The organism is Methanosarcinales archaeon Met12 (genome assembly GCA_002813105.2).
Taxonomy (GTDB): domain Archaea; phylum Halobacteriota; class UBA148; order UBA148; family JAJOKI01; genus JAJOKI01.
On record CP017966.2, the window covers coordinates 942,854 to 958,015 of the forward strand.

20 protein-coding genes and 1 tRNA gene are annotated in these 15,162 nt (G+C 47.5%); 8 read left to right on the top strand and 13 right to left on the bottom strand.

The genetic code is table 11. The annotated features are described in order from the left end of the window. The first annotated feature begins 80 nt into the window (after nt 1-80). The 3 genes from fen (at nt 81) to BME93_06020 (ending at nt 1,664) form a co-directional block, all read left to right on the top strand. Nucleotides 81-1,094: a flap endonuclease-1 gene (gene fen / locus BME93_06010; GenBank protein ID ATZ61603.2), complete on the top strand. Its 1,014-nt coding sequence runs from the start codon at nt 81-83 to the stop codon at nt 1,092-1,094. Nucleotides 1,095-1,157: 63 nt separating this feature from the next. Continuing rightward, complete coding sequence (locus tag BME93_06015; protein ID ATZ61604.2) at nt 1,158-1,520, top strand: type II toxin-antitoxin system death-on-curing family toxin; 363 nt, start codon at nt 1,158-1,160, stop codon at nt 1,518-1,520. A gap of 15 nt (nt 1,521-1,535) precedes the next feature. After that, nucleotides 1,536-1,664: a hypothetical protein gene (locus BME93_06020; GenBank protein ATZ61838.2), complete on the top strand. Its 129-nt coding sequence runs from the start codon at nt 1,536-1,538 to the stop codon at nt 1,662-1,664. A 23-nt stretch (nt 1,665-1,687) separates the two neighbouring features. On the opposite strand, the gene BME93_06025 is transcribed toward BME93_06020, so the two are convergent. The 3 genes from BME93_06025 to BME93_06035 all read right to left on the bottom strand — a co-directional run bounded on the left by BME93_06025 (nt 1,688) and on the right by BME93_06035 (nt 2,838). Next, nucleotides 1,688-2,323, bottom strand: coding sequence for a protein-L-isoaspartate O-methyltransferase (locus BME93_06025; GenBank protein ATZ61605.2), 636 nt, complete (start codon nt 2,321-2,323; stop codon nt 1,688-1,690). 11 nt (nt 2,324-2,334) lie between these two features. Next, a tRNA-Asn gene (locus tag BME93_06030) sits at nt 2,335-2,422 on the bottom strand. A gap of 98 nt (nt 2,423-2,520) precedes the next feature. Beyond that, complete coding sequence (locus BME93_06035) at nt 2,521-2,838, bottom strand: hypothetical protein (protein ID ATZ61607.2); 318 nt, start codon at nt 2,836-2,838, stop codon at nt 2,521-2,523. A gap of 21 nt (nt 2,839-2,859) precedes the next feature. Between BME93_06035 and aroA the strand changes: the two genes are divergently transcribed. After that, nucleotides 2,860-4,140 carry a 3-phosphoshikimate 1-carboxyvinyltransferase gene (aroA, locus tag BME93_06040; protein ID ATZ61608.2) on the top strand — a complete coding sequence of 427 codons (1,281 nt, stop codon included), beginning with the start codon at nt 2,860-2,862 and terminating at the stop codon, nt 4,138-4,140. Continuing rightward, nucleotides 4,140-5,228 (top strand): chorismate synthase, encoded by a 1,089-nt coding sequence (gene aroC / locus BME93_06045; GenBank protein ID ATZ61609.2) that lies wholly within the window; start codon nt 4,140-4,142, stop codon nt 5,226-5,228. Before aroA ends, aroC begins: the two co-directional genes overlap by 1 nt. A 43-nt stretch (nt 5,229-5,271) precedes the next feature. On the opposite strand, the gene BME93_06050 is transcribed toward aroC, so the two are convergent. Together BME93_06050 and BME93_06055 are read right to left on the bottom strand one after the other, a co-directional pair. Continuing rightward, on the bottom strand, nt 5,272-5,943 hold the full coding sequence (locus tag BME93_06050; protein ID ATZ61610.2) for a hypothetical protein: 672 nt from the start codon (nt 5,941-5,943) through the stop codon (nt 5,272-5,274). Between the two features lie 98 nt (nt 5,944-6,041). Continuing rightward, nucleotides 6,042-6,473 carry a metal-dependent transcriptional regulator gene (locus BME93_06055; GenBank protein ID ATZ61611.2) on the bottom strand — a complete coding sequence of 144 codons (432 nt, stop codon included), beginning with the start codon at nt 6,471-6,473 and terminating at the stop codon, nt 6,042-6,044. Nucleotides 6,474-6,558: 85 nt separating this feature from the next. Here BME93_06055 and BME93_06060 point away from each other — a divergent pair, with 85 nt between their 5' ends. After that, nucleotides 6,559-7,434 (top strand): shikimate kinase, encoded by an 876-nt coding sequence (locus BME93_06060; GenBank protein ATZ61612.2) that lies wholly within the window; start codon nt 6,559-6,561, stop codon nt 7,432-7,434. After that, nucleotides 7,425-7,760 (top strand): chorismate mutase, encoded by a 336-nt coding sequence (locus BME93_06065; protein ATZ61613.2) that lies wholly within the window; start codon nt 7,425-7,427, stop codon nt 7,758-7,760. The genes BME93_06060 and BME93_06065 overlap by 10 nt, the downstream gene beginning before the upstream one ends. On the opposite strand, the gene BME93_06070 is transcribed toward BME93_06065, so the two are convergent. Both BME93_06070 and BME93_06075 read right to left on the bottom strand, forming a co-directional pair. Continuing rightward, nucleotides 7,757-8,188 carry a type II toxin-antitoxin system VapC family toxin gene (locus BME93_06070; GenBank protein WRQ72894.1) on the bottom strand — a complete coding sequence of 144 codons (432 nt, stop codon included), beginning with the start codon at nt 8,186-8,188 and terminating at the stop codon, nt 7,757-7,759. The two genes, BME93_06065 and BME93_06070, sit on opposite strands and share 4 nt — an antisense overlap. After that, entirely contained in the window at nt 8,179-8,424 is a 246-nt protein-coding gene (locus BME93_06075) for an AbrB/MazE/SpoVT family DNA-binding domain-containing protein (protein ID ATZ61614.2), read from the bottom strand. Before BME93_06075 ends, BME93_06070 begins: the two co-directional genes overlap by 10 nt. A gap of 76 nt (nt 8,425-8,500) precedes the next feature. On the opposite strand from BME93_06075, the gene BME93_06080 reads away from it, so the two are divergent. Further along, the gene (locus tag BME93_06080; GenBank protein ATZ61615.2) at nt 8,501-8,713 is read left to right on the top strand and encodes a DUF4258 domain-containing protein; all 213 of its coding nucleotides are present in this window, start codon (nt 8,501-8,503) and stop codon (nt 8,711-8,713) included. 254 nt (nt 8,714-8,967) lie between these two features. Here BME93_06080 and BME93_06085 read toward each other — a convergent pair whose 3' ends face one another. The 6 genes from BME93_06085 to BME93_06110 all read right to left on the bottom strand — a co-directional run bounded on the left by BME93_06085 (nt 8,968) and on the right by BME93_06110 (nt 15,147). Next, complete coding sequence (locus BME93_06085; protein ID ATZ61616.2) at nt 8,968-10,200, bottom strand: PGF-CTERM sorting domain-containing protein; 1,233 nt, start codon at nt 10,198-10,200, stop codon at nt 8,968-8,970. Nucleotides 10,201-10,387: 187 nt separating this feature from the next. After that, nucleotides 10,388-11,698: a prephenate dehydrogenase gene (locus BME93_06090; protein ATZ61617.2), complete on the bottom strand. Its 1,311-nt coding sequence runs from the start codon at nt 11,696-11,698 to the stop codon at nt 10,388-10,390. Beyond that, nucleotides 11,680-12,501, bottom strand: a complete 822-nt coding sequence (gene aroE, locus BME93_06095; GenBank protein ATZ61618.2) for a shikimate dehydrogenase — start codon at nt 12,499-12,501, stop codon at nt 11,680-11,682. The genes BME93_06090 and aroE overlap by 19 nt, the downstream gene beginning before the upstream one ends. Then, a complete protein-coding gene (gene aroD / locus BME93_06100) occupies nt 12,464-13,204 on the bottom strand; it encodes a type I 3-dehydroquinate dehydratase (GenBank protein ID ATZ61839.2) in 741 nt (246 codons plus the stop codon). The genes aroE and aroD overlap by 38 nt, the downstream gene beginning before the upstream one ends. A gap of 9 nt (nt 13,205-13,213) precedes the next feature. Further along, nucleotides 13,214-14,353 carry a 3-dehydroquinate synthase II gene (locus BME93_06105; GenBank protein ATZ61619.2) on the bottom strand — a complete coding sequence of 380 codons (1,140 nt, stop codon included), beginning with the start codon at nt 14,351-14,353 and terminating at the stop codon, nt 13,214-13,216. Further along, nucleotides 14,350-15,147 (bottom strand): 2-amino-3,7-dideoxy-D-threo-hept-6-ulosonate synthase, encoded by a 798-nt coding sequence (locus tag BME93_06110; protein ID ATZ61620.2) that lies wholly within the window; start codon nt 15,145-15,147, stop codon nt 14,350-14,352. The genes BME93_06105 and BME93_06110 overlap by 4 nt, the downstream gene beginning before the upstream one ends. Nucleotides 15,148-15,162: the final 15 nt, after the last annotated feature.

Below are 15,162 nucleotides of genomic sequence, written 5' to 3' on the forward strand. Positions count from 1 at the left end.
TCATTGTGCCTTAAGGTATATTTAGTTTTAAGGGGCACAAAGTATAATAAAGTACAATTGAAAACCTATTCGGAGCGGCCATGGGAGTAGATTTTGGAGATATGGTTGAAAGGCAGGAAATCAGCCTGAAGGACCTATTCGGGAAGGCTATAGCTATCGACGCATATAATGCCATCTATCAATTTCTCAGCATCATTCGTCAGCCCGATGGCACGCCATTGATGAACTCCAGGGGAGAGATAACATCGCACCTCTCTGGACTGCTATATCGGAATACCAACTTGATAGAGGGCGGACTCAAGCCCATCTTCGTATTTGATGGAGAGCCATCGAAACTCAAGACCAGGACCATTCAAGAGCGCAACGAGGTTCGAATCGCGGCTGAGAGATTATGGGCGGAGGCAAAAAAAGCTGGAAGTGCAGAAGCCATCAAATTCGCTCAGGCATCCTCCAAGATCGATACGCAGATAGTCGATGGTGCAAAAACGCTTTTGAGGCACATGGGAATTCCATGTATCCAGGCACCGTCCGAAGGAGAAGCTCAAGCGGCATTCATGGCGATAAACGGCGACGCATATGCAGTAGGCTCACAAGATTACGATGCCATTCTCGTTGGTGCTCCCATATTGATCAGGAACCTGGCCATCACAGGCAGGCGCAAATTGCCTGGAAAGAACGTCTATATTGACGTGAACCCAGAGAACGTCGAATTGGACTCAATTCTAAGCACCCTGGAAATTACGCGCGAACAGTTGGTCGACATTGCAATTCTGATTGGCACGGATTATGACCCCGGCGTCAAGGGAGTTGGACCAAAAACGGCATTGAAACTGATCAAAAAGCATGGCGCAATCGAGGGCGCGCTGGCCGAGTTGGGTGCAGACATCGAGAATTTCGATGCGATTAGGGACGTTTTCTTACATCCCGATGTCGCCTCGGATTACGAGGTAAAATGGCGCGAACCCGACGAGAATGAGGTCGAGAGTTTTCTTTGCGGTCGGCACGATTTTTCAGAAGACAGAGTTCGTAAAGCGCTGGAGCGGTTGGTCGATGCCTCTGACAGGAGACAGAGGACGCTGGACCAGTGGTTTTGAAGTATGGCATTCCATGGAACCCGATAAATTTAAATATAGTAAATTACTAAGTTTATGGTGGTTATGACTGGTATAAAAAGAGACGTAATTTCAAAACATGCCATAATAAAGATAAACAAAAGCATCGGTGAAAGTGGAGTATTTAGAGATGAAGGAATACTGGATTATGTACTGTATAACGTGATGAGGTCAAGAGGAGTGAACAGAAAATCCGCTATCCTGATGGTCGGCATAGCTAAAAACCACCCATTTGTGGATGGCAATAAAAGGACAGCCTACGAATCAACTAAAGTTTTTCTTTCACTACATGGCAAAAAACTAAAGGTGAAAAACGAACGAACCAAACTTGACGCTCTCTTTAGAATTGCAAACGGAACATATAATATAAATGACGTAACTATATGGATAGCAAACCACACAAAATAATTAGAAGTGACCATAATGGAAGTTATATACCATCCAGAAATGAAACGACCAGTAAGGGTAGCTACATGGGACGATATCGAACACATCGTCAAAAAAGACCTCCAGGAGGAAAAAGAATTCTACAAAAAGCTGTCACGAATGTAGAAAGTCAAAAATCTCAGATGGCATCACTCACGAAATCCATATCTCCCCATCAGTGGAACGAACATCACACCGCCACTCCTCTTTTTTATGACGTCATCCTTCTTCTCGACGAGATATAGTTCCTGAGAATAACGCCCGATGGGTATCACCATCTTTCCACCGTATTTGAGCTGTTCGAGCAGGGGCGGTGGGATGTCTGGTGCGGCGCATGCTACGCTGATTCTATCATATGGCGCATGTTCGGGCAATCCCAGCGTGCCGTCTCCGATGATGACCGTTACATTTGAATAACCTGCAAGTTCGATGTTCTCTCGCGCCGCATTTGCCAAGGATTCCAGGCGTTCGACCGTGTAAATATGACCATCTTCAACCAACTCAGCCATGATTGCTGCATGGTATCCGTACCCAGCACCAATCTCCAGAATTTGCATGCCTTTTTTGATGTCCAGCAGGTCACACATCATCGCGACCATATGTGGTGCCGAGATGGTTTGATTCTCTCCGATTGGGAGGGGACGATCGACGTAGGCGTACTTTCTAAATTCTTCAGGGATAAACAGGTGGCGCGGGACCGCTCTCATCGCTTTTAGCACATGCTCGCCAATGCCATATGATTTTAATCCCTCGATGAGTTCGTCCCTTTTGGTCTTGTATTCCATATCTTGCTTCACGCCGCCAACAGGACTCGAACCTGTGACTATCTGGTCTCTATGTGAAAACTTAACAGCCAGACACTCTACCAACTGAGTTATGGCGGCACTGCCATGTGGTATTGGTCGTTGACATCAAACTGCTTATACTTGATTTAAATTTTTCGATAGAGGATTTTGATTTATTTGTGACATAGGCCATTTACTTAAAGTCCTCGATAAATCTGATTTAATTTTTTATCGAGCCGCTCGATATCTGACTTTAAGCATACGATACTTTTTTTTGCCTTATTGGTTGTTATAGCACCGCGAAGCGATGGCTCGATCAATCCCTCCTGCTCCAGCACTCGTAGGGAATATCTGACCTTGTGTTTTGGAAATTCCGTCTCTTCAGCAAGTTTTAATATTCCGATTGGCTCTCCACGCATAACTGTCTTTAGAACTAATATATGTCGCTCGAGCATATTTAGTTCATGCACCAATTTTTTGGTCAGCATACAATTACCATGTTTATATATCTTCATTCATAATATTATTTGTTTACTATGGATGTTAGTATTCAGCCGTCAACGGTAAAAGGTACTACATATGCTCCTCCGTCAAAGAGCTATACACACAGAGCAGTGGCAATCGCCAGCCTTGGCAAGGAGTCCGAGGTATCGTATCCTCTCCTTTCAAAAGACACGTTGGCCACTGTTCATGCATGCGAGGCATTTGGAGCAACTATACGCATCATCGAAGGAAAAGAAGATGTTTTAAGAATCAGCGGCGTGGATGGACAGCCCACAACGCCAGAAAATGTAATAGACGCCGCCAATTCAGGGACAACGCTTAGATTTATGATTGCCATTGCTGGTTTGATAGACGGCGCAGCAGTTTTAACGGGTGACGCATCCTTGCGCAAGCGTCCAAATATCCCCTTGTTGAAGGCGATGAATGAACTGGGAGCGGTCGCGTTTTCCACCAAAGGAGATGGGACTGCGCCGATAGTTGTGAGGGGCAGACTTAAAGGGGGCAAAACGACGGTTGACGGGTCTATCAGCTCACAATTTATTTCAGGTTTGTTGCTTGCATGCCCATTTGTTGAAAAGGATACTACAATACGTGTAGACGGTGAGCTGAAATCCAGGCCATATGTAGAAATAACTATAGATATGCTAAAAAACGCTGGCGTGAAATTATTTACAGATTCCACCCAATTTACAATTCCATGCATGCAGTCCATTGATGTTGGGCCATATATGATTCCTGGCGACTTCTCATCTGCCTCGTATCTGCTCGCTGCAGGGGCGATTACCAATTCAAAGGTGGTAGTTAAGAATCTATTTCCATCTAAACAGGGAGATGTTGCCATCATAACCATCCTCCAGCAAATGGGTGCGAACGTGGAGTGGAACCAGAAGAAAGGTGTGGTGACCGTTGATGGGGCTGATTTGAAGGGCATTAGGATTGATGCGGGGGCCCACCCTGACCTGGTTCCGACCATTGCCATATTGGGGGCTTGTGCCAAAGGCGTTACGCAAATCACCAACGCTGCCCATCTGCGCTACAAGGAAACGGACAGGTTGACGGCGATGTCTACCGAATTGGCGAAGATGGGGGCAAAGGTGAAGCAACTGTCAGATGGTCTGATAATCGAAGAATCGCACCTGCACGGCGCAAGGTTATGCGGATATAACGACCATAGGATTGTGATGGCACTCACGATAGCTGGACTGGTAGCGGAAGGAGAGACGACCATCGATAGCGCAGAATCCGTGGGGGTATCGTATCCGGACTTTTTCGATGACCTTTTTAGTATGGACGCAAATATAAGAGTGGAATGATGAGCGGAAATTCATTCGGTCGGGCATTTAGACTCACAACATGGGGCGAGAGTCATGGCAGGGCTGTTGGTGCTGTTGTGGATGGTTGCCCAGCCGGACTGCCCTTAAGCGAGGAGGATATTCAAAAGGAGCTGGATAGAAGGCGCCCAGGTCAGAGTGAGATTACCACTCCGCGTGAAGAGGCGGATGTCGTGGAAATACTATCTGGCGTATTCGAGGGCAAGACGACCGGAACGCCCGTTTCGATGCTAATCTGGAATAAAGATGTCGATTCCAGCGTGTACGAACAACTGAGATATATGCCACGACCCGGGCATGCCGATTTCACGTATGAGGCTAAATACGGTTTTAGGGATTATAGGGGCGGAGGGCGCGCCTCTGCACGGGAGACGGTGGGCAGGGTTGCAGGAGGGGCGATGGCAAAAAAACTGCTCGGGACGAAGGGCGTTGAGATACTGGGACACGTCGTTGAAGTGGGGGGCATTTCTGTCGGCGACGTCAATTTGGGCCAAATACGAAAAAACGTGGAAAAGAACGTGGTCAGGTGCGCCGACGTCAGGATAGCGGAAAAGATGTGCAAGTGCATAGAGGAGGCAAAATCAGAAGGAGATAGCATTGGCGGCATCGTTGAAATCATTGCATTAAACGTGCCCCCAGGCGTGGGCGAGCCCGTATTTGATAAATTAGATGCGGATTTGGCGAAAGCGCTGATGTCAATTGGGAGTGTAAAGGGCGTTGAGATGGGCGTTGGATTTGGATGTGCAACGATGCGAGGAAGCGAGATGAACGACCCGTTTGTGCTCAACAAAGGCGTCGTGATGACCAAATCAAACAATGCTGGCGGCATCCTCGGTGGAATATCCAATGGCATGCCCATAGTGTGCAGAATTGCGGTCAAGCCAACTTCCTCTATTTCCAAAGTGCAGAAGACCGTTGATTTGTCGAAGAGGGTTAACGCCGAAATACGAATCAAAGGGCGCCATGACCCATGCATCTGTCCAAGAATCGTTCCTGTGGCAGAGGCGATGGTCGCTCTTGTGCTGGCGGATCACATGATAGTTGGAGGATTTATCCACCCAATCAGGTGAGATTCCCAGCACAAGAATATTGATGGACTCGCATCCAAAGTCGCTATGATTTGATGCCATCAGAATCATTTGTGGTATTTGTAGATTTGCTCAGAGTAGGGAATATTATGTCACTTATACAACAGGGAATCACCACACTAAGGAATATGATGAGAAACGTTTCTGCTATACGGGGAATCCATTCTGTGAATCCAAATGCCATGAGGTACAGCATTGTTGTTATTGTGCTTATGAAAACGTGTGAGCTATGGGAAACTATCGTGGAGCCTCTGCCATTGATTACATCGGCGGACACCACTCCAAGGAGCACGCCGAAGATTGCAAAGGGTACGACGGCTGTCGGATGCTTAATCAAACACCAATGGACCTCCATCCCAATGCCAACGAGCTCCCCTCCAAGGACTGGAAAAAATACGTCGCTAAGAGCACAAATCACAAGAGCGCCGATCAGTCCAATGATTACCGCTTTGAGCAACCTCCTCTCATGTCTCCAAAACATCGCCGTCGTGGCCGTAGCAGAGAACAAAATATGCACAGGGTGAAATACGTGGAACAATTCACACCAGTACCCAGACATTTGCGCTTTGCTCAGCGGGAAAGCCATCGTCAAGATTCCCAATAAAATAAGTGCGACACAAGCGCTAAACGCCGTGAATGGAGCGTGGTGTCTCAATTCATCCAAGACGTGTCCTAAAGTGGAGTCATCGCTTTTCAAATTATCCTCCTATGATGCCATGCGTCTTTGGAATTCTCGCCCGCCTTCTACCTGTTTTATCACTGCTGCCCTTTTGGTGTCCAGCTCAGATAACGGAATCATGGAGAGGCATCCTCTTTAAAGCAGCATGACGCATGTGCAATTGGATTTCCATCAGGGCATTTTTTAGGATGCCCCATCAGCGAGCAAAATCGATGCTCCATGTCATCAGATAGCGCATGCTCCAGCTTGCAAGCTTCACCGTGTGCGTTATCTTTCTCCATCCCCAGAAAATTAACCAGAAATCGTTCCATTAGTCTGTGCCTTCGTTTGACTTTCCGAGCAATATCCAGCCCTTTTTTGGTCAGGGATACCCCATAGTACAACTGATATTCCACATATCCTCCCTCAGCCAGCTTCTGCAACATCTCAGTAACGCTTGGAGGTGAAACGCTGAGCTCTTTGGCTATCTCAGATGTCTTTGCTATCCCAAATCTTTCGGTCAAGTACAGAATAGTTTCAAGGTATTCCTCTAATCGTTCTTCACTCATGTAACCAAGTTTAGGGTTACCAAAATATATAAAGATTTTGGTCACTTTGATATACTCCAAATTACAAATGTGCGTAGTGCGTATGATGAGTAAGGCAAGTCAGGTAGTAAAAGGACGAGCATCAGCCTGCGGTGCAGGCACGATTATAAACGCGATTGCGATGTGGAAAGGCTCGGCGTTTGCCGTTGACCTATGGACAACAGCAGAAGTTGAGCTAAGTGAGGAAATGGATGGCATCCATGGCGAGATCACGGGTGGCGGCGATACAACACTGATTGAGCGTTGTGTGGAGCTCGTGCTGGACAGATTTGATTATGTTGGTGGCGCTTACGTCAAAACGAGCAGTGAAATCCCCATTGCGAGAGGGCTGAAAAGCAGCAGTGCTGCGGCAAATGCCGCCGTTCTGGCTACGCTGGACGCGCTGGGTGAAAAGATGGAACCGTTGGAAACTATACGCCTTGGTGTTAAAGCCGCCGTTGATGTAGGAGTGACGATAACAGGTGCTTTTGATGATGCCACTGCATCCTTCTTGGGCGGCATCGTGGTGACCGATAACAAGACTCGGCAACTCATAAAGCGGGTAGAGATGGAGTCAGATGTATTGATTTTTGTGCCAGAGGAGATGGCATTTACCTCGGACACAAGTGTAGAAAGGTCAAGGCTCATCGCTCCTGCAGTGGATATCGCATACAACCTGGCCCTTGTGGGTGAGTTCGAAAAGGCGATGACGTTAAATGGCATCCTCTATTGTGCTGCCCTTGGTTTTGATCCAGAGATAATATTGCGTGGACTGGAAGCCGGGGCAAGCGGGGTAAGTCTTGCAGGGACAGGGACGGCATTCACGGCATTGGTGAAAAAGGACAGAGTCAATGCGGTAATTAGGGCATGGGGCGATTTTAACGGAAAAATCATAAAGACTAAAATCAATAATGAAGGTGCGAGAGTAGAAAAATGTCGTTGAAGAGCGTTCGGGAGAAAATCCAGAAAATTGACGACCAGATTATAAGACTCATAGCTCAGCGAACCGATCTGGCGGAAGATGTGCTGGTGGCAAAGAAAAAAGAGGGCACGGGCATCAACGATGAGGGACAGAGGGAGGTCGTGCTAAAAAGGATGGCGGAAGCGGCAACGGAATGTAACTTGGATGCTGGCGCAGTAAAACAGCTCTATGAAATACTCATAGGAATGAACATCGAACGGCAGCGCGAATTGAGCGGAAGGGGAAAGTTACAGCAAGCCAAAGACCCTCAACAAAATTCAAAAGAGTTTCAAAGATCTGTTAATTAAAATAAGCAAAGTAAAACGATATCAACCTCATTGACTTTCCGCAATCTGGCATCATTTGTCACAAATGCTTGCGCGTCATTTGCTAGGCAAACCGCGATTTGGATAACATCCGGAACCCGCAAGCCATATTTTGCACGCAAAGATGCCGCCTGTTCGGCTATTTCAAAGGTTATCGGCACTATTTCGAGATTTGGAAAGTTCTGCAAAACGTATTTGTAGTCTCTGACTGCATCTTCATTACCGTCTTTCATGGGCTTGGTTAAGATTTCTGCAACCGTTATAGTGCTCGTTACTGCCTTTATTTCTCCCTTCTCTATTTTGTCAAATATGTCATTCACAATTTCGCCATACTCTGGATGCGCTTCGAACTGATAGATGAACACCATCGTGTCCAGTCCAACTTTCTCATAATCGAGCTTTATTCCCAAGATTCTCGCTCCTTATCGATGTATTCCCCTACAATGACGTCTTTCCAGACTTCCTTGTGTAGCCCTTTCATCATATCAACAAGGCGAGTTGGTGCTTTTTTCATCACAATCTTTTCACCCTCGATGTCAACGATCATCTCCTCCCCCTCCTCGACGTCAAATCGTTCCCTGATATCTTTGGGAATTACCACTTGATATTTACTGCTGACCTTCACCTTCACGGCCATGATAATCATACTCTATTGTAAGACGTATTACATATATATCTTACGATTAAGAGCGAGTGTAGTTGATGGGCGATAGAAAGAAAGATTGAGATCAGGTGAAGTTGAAGAGGCTATAGCAAACGGCGAGATAATGGAAGAATATCTTGGCGACAAGCCGTTGCCAAGTTATCTGATATATGGGAAAACGCCAAAGGACCGGCCGATTCACGTTGTAGTCGGTGTCGATGAAGATGCAATCGCAATAATAATAGTATATGAACCAGAGCCCGAAAAATGGATTGGTTACAAGAGGAGATGAGAAATGCCTATGTTGATAAGGTGGTTGCAAAGAAGATCAAGCCACATCGAGAATTGGTCTATCGAGCTGTGGTCAGTGCATAATACAGTAACTCACCGAAAAGCCAAGCCACCTTTTTTACATGCAAAGGCTCTTCCCGTAATCGTTTGACTTTCTTGTTCTAAAATCACAAATAGTCCTACTTAAACGAATTGTTATAAAAATCAAAAATTAGGGAAGAAGGGATTTTTCATCCCTTCTTGATTTTGTGTGTTTTACTCTTCTCTTCGCCTGAGCAGGTATGCTACCGCAAGCAGTCCGAGGATTGCGAATATCGCTCCAAAGCCTGGAATCCGCGGCTCTTCTACTACTGGTGTCGGCGTAGGTGTTGGTACCGGTGTAGGTGTCGGCGTTACTACTGGCGTCGGAGTTGGCGTAGGCGTTGGCACTGGTGTAGGTGTCGGCGTGGGAGTAGGTACAGGCACTACTGGCGGCACAGGTGCAACACCAGCCAACAATCTCTTTACCGTGATCGAGTGCGTCACAACATTCCCGGCTACATCGGTTGCCACGACCGTGAACGTGTTGTATCCAATCGAGAGTGATACTTCCCTGCTGTAAGGACCGAATGCTGGTGTTATTAGTACTCCACCAACCGTGAGGTTATGAGGATTCGCTTCCGTTACAACCCCAGATATCACCGTCGAAGTTGCAAACGTGGATGTGCCCTGTGAACTTGAGATGGTTACCGCTGGCAGGGTGTTATCAATCATGACCCCTAATTGTGTAGTATTGATCATGTTAGTCGCATTATCGCGTGCAGTCACATTGAGAAGGTAGGTTCCAGTAGCTATTCCAGGTCCAACCACCACAGAGGTGATCCAGTTGCCCGTGGTATCATTTACTAAAGCAATAGCAGGGCCAAGACCTATTAGAGTAGCGTTCACCGTGGCATTGAAGACGCCGGAGCCAACGTCAGTTATCATGGCACGCAAAGTGATACTATCCCCTGACTTAGCTTGTGTCTGATTAACTGGATACATTGTTGGCAGAGCGGTTACCGCTGGAGGCGTACCATCAAAAATAAATCTAGTAAGAGTTGCATTCTCGGTTGAGTTATTTGCGTGTCTTACCCCGACATTAAATACTGCATCAGCTGTGCCGTTTATCCTGAAAGTGGTATTCCAACTGGTCATTGATGCATTCAGAGGGTGTCCGGCTACGACAGTGACATTAGGGGGTGCATGAGTTATGTTAACACCTGAGCCGCTAACAAGCGTGATGTTTATAAACCAAGTAGTGTTTGCTCTATCAGTTACGTTGGTCGTATTGAACATAATCGTGAAGTTGAGAGTACTTGGCAGACGTGCCCACATACCAAACGTCTCATTGATGGTGACGTTTGGACCTGTTGCTGTTGTCGCTGTCGCACTCACCGGCATCACGAATGCACACAAAACTGACAGCATTAGAATTGCTGTTATTAGTAATATCCTCTTAGTCCGCATCTTTTTACATCCCTCTCAAAGTTAATAACATGTTTCCTTTTTTAATATATAACTCTTCTCCCAATATTTTCTTGGACAGAGAATGGACATTTTAAACAAAAAATACACCGTAGACGTTTTGGTGACAGGGAAATGGAAACATTTTTTGGAATGCTCTAACAAGCATCTGAACAAGAAGATATGATGATTATCGTATCTCCCCGCCAATTCCTTTCAATAGCTCTTCAACTGCGCCCTGCACTTCTTTTGGTTTTTTGTCCCCCAAAATAACAATTCTGAACGTGATGCTGGAGCATCCTTTTTTGATTTTATATGTATCTATTTCCTCGGCCGAGACCACCCCATCTATGCCGCTGATGATTCTAACGATGACATCTGGTTGGACTTTTTCTGGCAGTGCTACTGATATGTCTCGTCTATGGTGGCGGAGGTTATCGATTTTCCATTGCAGGAGTTCATCTGTGCTGAGCAGCTGTATATTCTCAATTTTAAGTTTGGTTCTACGTCCCCTCATCTTCAATATGATGTGGCTGGGCGTTACTTGTTCGACGATTCCAACGTGTACGGCGCCTGAGTATAGATGGCGGAGCCCCCGCTCAATTCCGACGGATTGCGCCAGCTCATCGAGTTCAGCGATATTTACGTTGATCAGTTTGTCCGACCGCTTCAGAGCGGCTTCGGTGTCGCCAAAATGGGCGGCGGCACTTCTCATCGATCTTACAAACCTCTCCACGTCTCCCTTTTCTATATCCTTTGCCAGGTCTTTACACTGGGCAATAAATGCGTTGTGCACATTCTTTACCTCTGGGTTCATCTGGATCATGGCGTAGAGGTGTGGATTCTGTGCCAAGATTCTGCCCATGAAATCGACCATTATCTCGTATACTGGGCTCATAAACCGTCTCGATTCTCGCACTTCGAAGTTCAATGTATTTAGCGTGACTCCGATCGCTATGTATGCAAAGTGGGTCAATCCCTGAACGATTGCCATTATTTGGTCATGTTCCTCTGCTGTGAGGATTTCTACATGCGCTCCATTTTCCTCAAAAAGCTCCCTTATGTTCGGCAACCAATGCTCGCTGCGCCCCTGCACGGGCACAAGAATTACGGTCTGTCTTCTGAGGTCTGGCGCCATGGGGCCGAACATGGGATGAGTTCCGATCAACTCGATACCTTTCGGCGCTTTTTTCATCGCCTCCATCGGTCCCTTTTTAATGGACGTTATGTCCATGAGCAGACTGCCGGCACGCATCTGTGGTGCGATGCTGCGTATCACTTCTTCCGTGACATCGATAGGCACCGAGACCAATACGATGTCAAAGTCAACTGCTGTCTCGCTTGCGTCTTCGACAAAACCAGCTCCCAGTTTTTTAGCCACTTCCTTAGCAGTGGGGTCGATGTCTGTTATGCTGACTGCATAGTTCTGCCTCATGAGAAAACGTGCAAACCACTGCCCCATCTCGCCGGCGCCGCCGACGATTAACACTTTAGTGCACATCTCACAGCATCCTCCATTATATCGATAGGCGCTTCTACGCCAGTCCATATCCTGAACGACTCCGCACCCTGATGAACGAGCATGTCTACTCCGTCTATGGCCAAAGCGCCAGCCTTTTTGACTTCTTTCAGTAATTGCGTCTCGACAGGATTGTACACGATGTCAAAGACGACCAGCTCAGGTCGCATCTGGTCCGCGGTTACCAGCGTCTTATTGATATCAGGATGCATTCCTGTCGAAGTCGAGTTGATCAGGATTTCGGCTTTATCCACTAACTTCGACAAATCTTTCAATCCTGTGCCTATGACATTGCCTACACTTCGCACATCCTGCGCGAGTTTGATAGCTCTGGAAGCAGTTCTATTGGCGATGATGATATCCGCACCTTCATGTGCGAGTTGAAATGCTATCGCTCGTGCAGCACCACCAGCACCCAAGAGCAAGACTCGTTTATCCTTCACGCCGATATTGTGCTTTTCCAGCGCCTGCTTCGCGCCAATGCCATCCGTATTATGCCCGGTGACCCCGCTCTTGAAATCAATTGTATTGACTGCGCCAATCTCCTTTGCGATTGGGTCCGCGTCCACGAGCTCCAGGACTTTTTCTTTGAGGGGGACGGTGACGTTTAAGCCGCCGAATCCCAGCGATTTTGCGCCCAGCACTGCCCCACGTACATCTTGAGGGGCGACGCGAAAGGCATGGTACACGCAATCCATGTTTAATTTACGGAAGGCGCTGTTGTGCATGCTCGGAGATAAGCTGTGCTCAACAGGATTTCCGATTACTCCAAATATCGTTTTCATTTCTACTCCCCTGGCATATGTCCAGTGCAGCCTTCAACTCGCTCACGGACAGCTGTCCAGGCGCCTTTGCCCCGTCAACGTGACCATAGGTCAGCGCAGAGCCGTATAACGGCGCAATCACTCTGGAATGTTTTCCAAGCTCACCCATGGCAATGGTGCACAGGGGCTTTGATGCCTCGATAGTGAGCCTCAGCAGTCTCAGCACATCGCCGAGCGAATTGGCCATGACGGCTATCTTGGGTATCACTTTTTCAACACCCCCAATATTACGCGCATCATTCAATATTTTCATTATTTCCTCATCTGGAGGAGTTCTATTGAACTCATGATATGATACAATCAGTGGAATTTTTTGCTCTTTTGCCCTCTGTATCACGACATTCATAGTTGTGGCTGTTGATAACTCGACATCAACAGCATCAGCGTGGCCCATAGCTGTGTATAGCATCGATATCCGTTCATTCTCGGAGCCCTTAAATGCGCCACCCTCTACCTCTGGTCGATTTGTCACGATGGTCGGCAGGGACGACGCTTCACGGACATCATCCAAAAATCCCGTCACCTCGATACCTCTATCAAGAAGGTCTATTCTAACCTCGAGCAGGTCTGCACCTGCCTTTTCTGCGCCAATCGCCGCATCAATACTGTCGACCACTCCCACTATTCTTGGGGAATCCAGTACGACCCCCCCAATCTCGATCATAATGTGCACCTATTTCTCAACGATCGTCTCATCGATCTTCATGCCAAAGTGTCTGCCGCCACCCTCGTAATATGCGAGGACCTCGTCGCCTTTTTTCAGCGTCGTCACCGCTTTTGGCATTCCATCTTTGGTCACGAGTTTGATGGTTTCCGCATTCTGAAGAATCGTCGTTATTTTAGCCCCCTCTACCTCGGCTTCGATGAGCATTAATGGCCTGCGCTCTATTTTCACCCGCCCTATTATCGCCTTTTTTGTTGCGCCTCTGGAGTTCACGATTAAGACTTCGTCGCCTGCTTCGAGTTCGGAGAGATATTTGGTTTTGTCTCCCGTATGCACATAGGCATGGACCGCACCTGCATTGACCCTGAACGGTCGTGATGCCACGTATGGGCTTTCCTCTGATTCGGCATGCACCATGAACAGCCCATTGGACTGCGAACCAACCAGCATTCCTTCTCCACTCGACAAGAGCGAGCAGGTATCCACGCAGACCCTGTCTCCCATCCCTACTGTTTTTACTCGTGTGACCTTCGCCGTGGTCAGACGAATGGGTTTCACCCCGACGTCTTCAACGATGTTTGCGGCCCGTTTGATTTCCGAAGGATCGTCTGTGTCCAAGAGAACGCCGTCTGCGCCGTGTTCAAGCGTTTCCAGGGCTACCTTTGCCTCTGTTGCATTTTTCACACCAGCAATGATGTTGACATCCTGCTCTCGCAATGCTGCGATTAGGTTCTCCAACGGAATGATTTTCCAGTCGGTTCCCACGACTATCAAATGCTCACATATTTTTCCCAGCGCAACCGCAAACTCTTCGTACCTTTTTCCTTTGATTACAACGTATGCTGCAGTTTTCTTCCCTTTTTCGGTAAGCAGTTTGATTCGATTTAAATCTCTGGAGTTGGAGAAATCCTTGGGCAGCGGATTCGTGCCATCGCCTTCACTATTTTTTCCGATTACGATAACATCTGCATCACTTTCACCATGAGAGAATGACGCCAACCGAATGTTACCCAACTCTCGTACACTCTCTATGTCCTCTTCATCCACGAGTATGAAGTCGGCGCCGGACTCTAATCCCATGGTAATCTTCGCGAGTTTGTCCTCCCACGACCCACTGTCTGCTTTAATCCACAGGCTTTTTCCTTTCATATCAGCTCCTTCAGGGCAGCCTCGACTGATGCGTTCTCATGGACGATTTGGCTTATAGCCCTGGTCATTTTTATCGGATTTGCATGCTGGAATGTATTCCGTCCGATGGCTACGCCCCTGGCACCGGCATCTATCGCTTCTTTTATCATCTCAAGTACGTCTCTATTGGTTTCGACCTTCGGACCGCCAGCTATCACGACCGGGACCGGACAGCCTTTTACGACGTCTTTGAATGAATCTACATCTCCCGTGTAATTGGTTTTGATGATATCTGCTCCCAGCTCAGCACCTGCGCGTGCTACGTGTGCGACCACCACTGGGTCAAACGCATCCTTGATATTTTTGCCCCTGGGATACATCATCGCAAGCAATGGCATCCCCCATATATCGCACTTCTCGGCGACACTTCCCAATTTCTGCAATTGTTCTGCTTCTGTCTCCGAGCCAATATTGATGTGGACGCTTACCGAGTCCGCTCCCATTTTGATGGCTTCCTCCACAGTGCAGACCTGGACCTTGTTATCTGGATCAGGACCTATTGATGTGGATGCGCTCATGTGGATGATCAATCCGATATCCCTGCCGTATCCTCGGTGGCCATGGGCGACCATTCCTTTTTGCATCAGAACTGCATTTGCACCGCCTTCTGCTACCTTATTTACCGTCTCAGCGAGATCTACAAGTCCTTTCACAGGACCGATCGAGACGCCGTGGTCAAGGGGGATTATCAGCGATTTCCCGCTCTTCCGATCGATTATTCTTTCTATTCGTACCCTCTTTCCAATCTTAGACATATTTTCACCTACTGT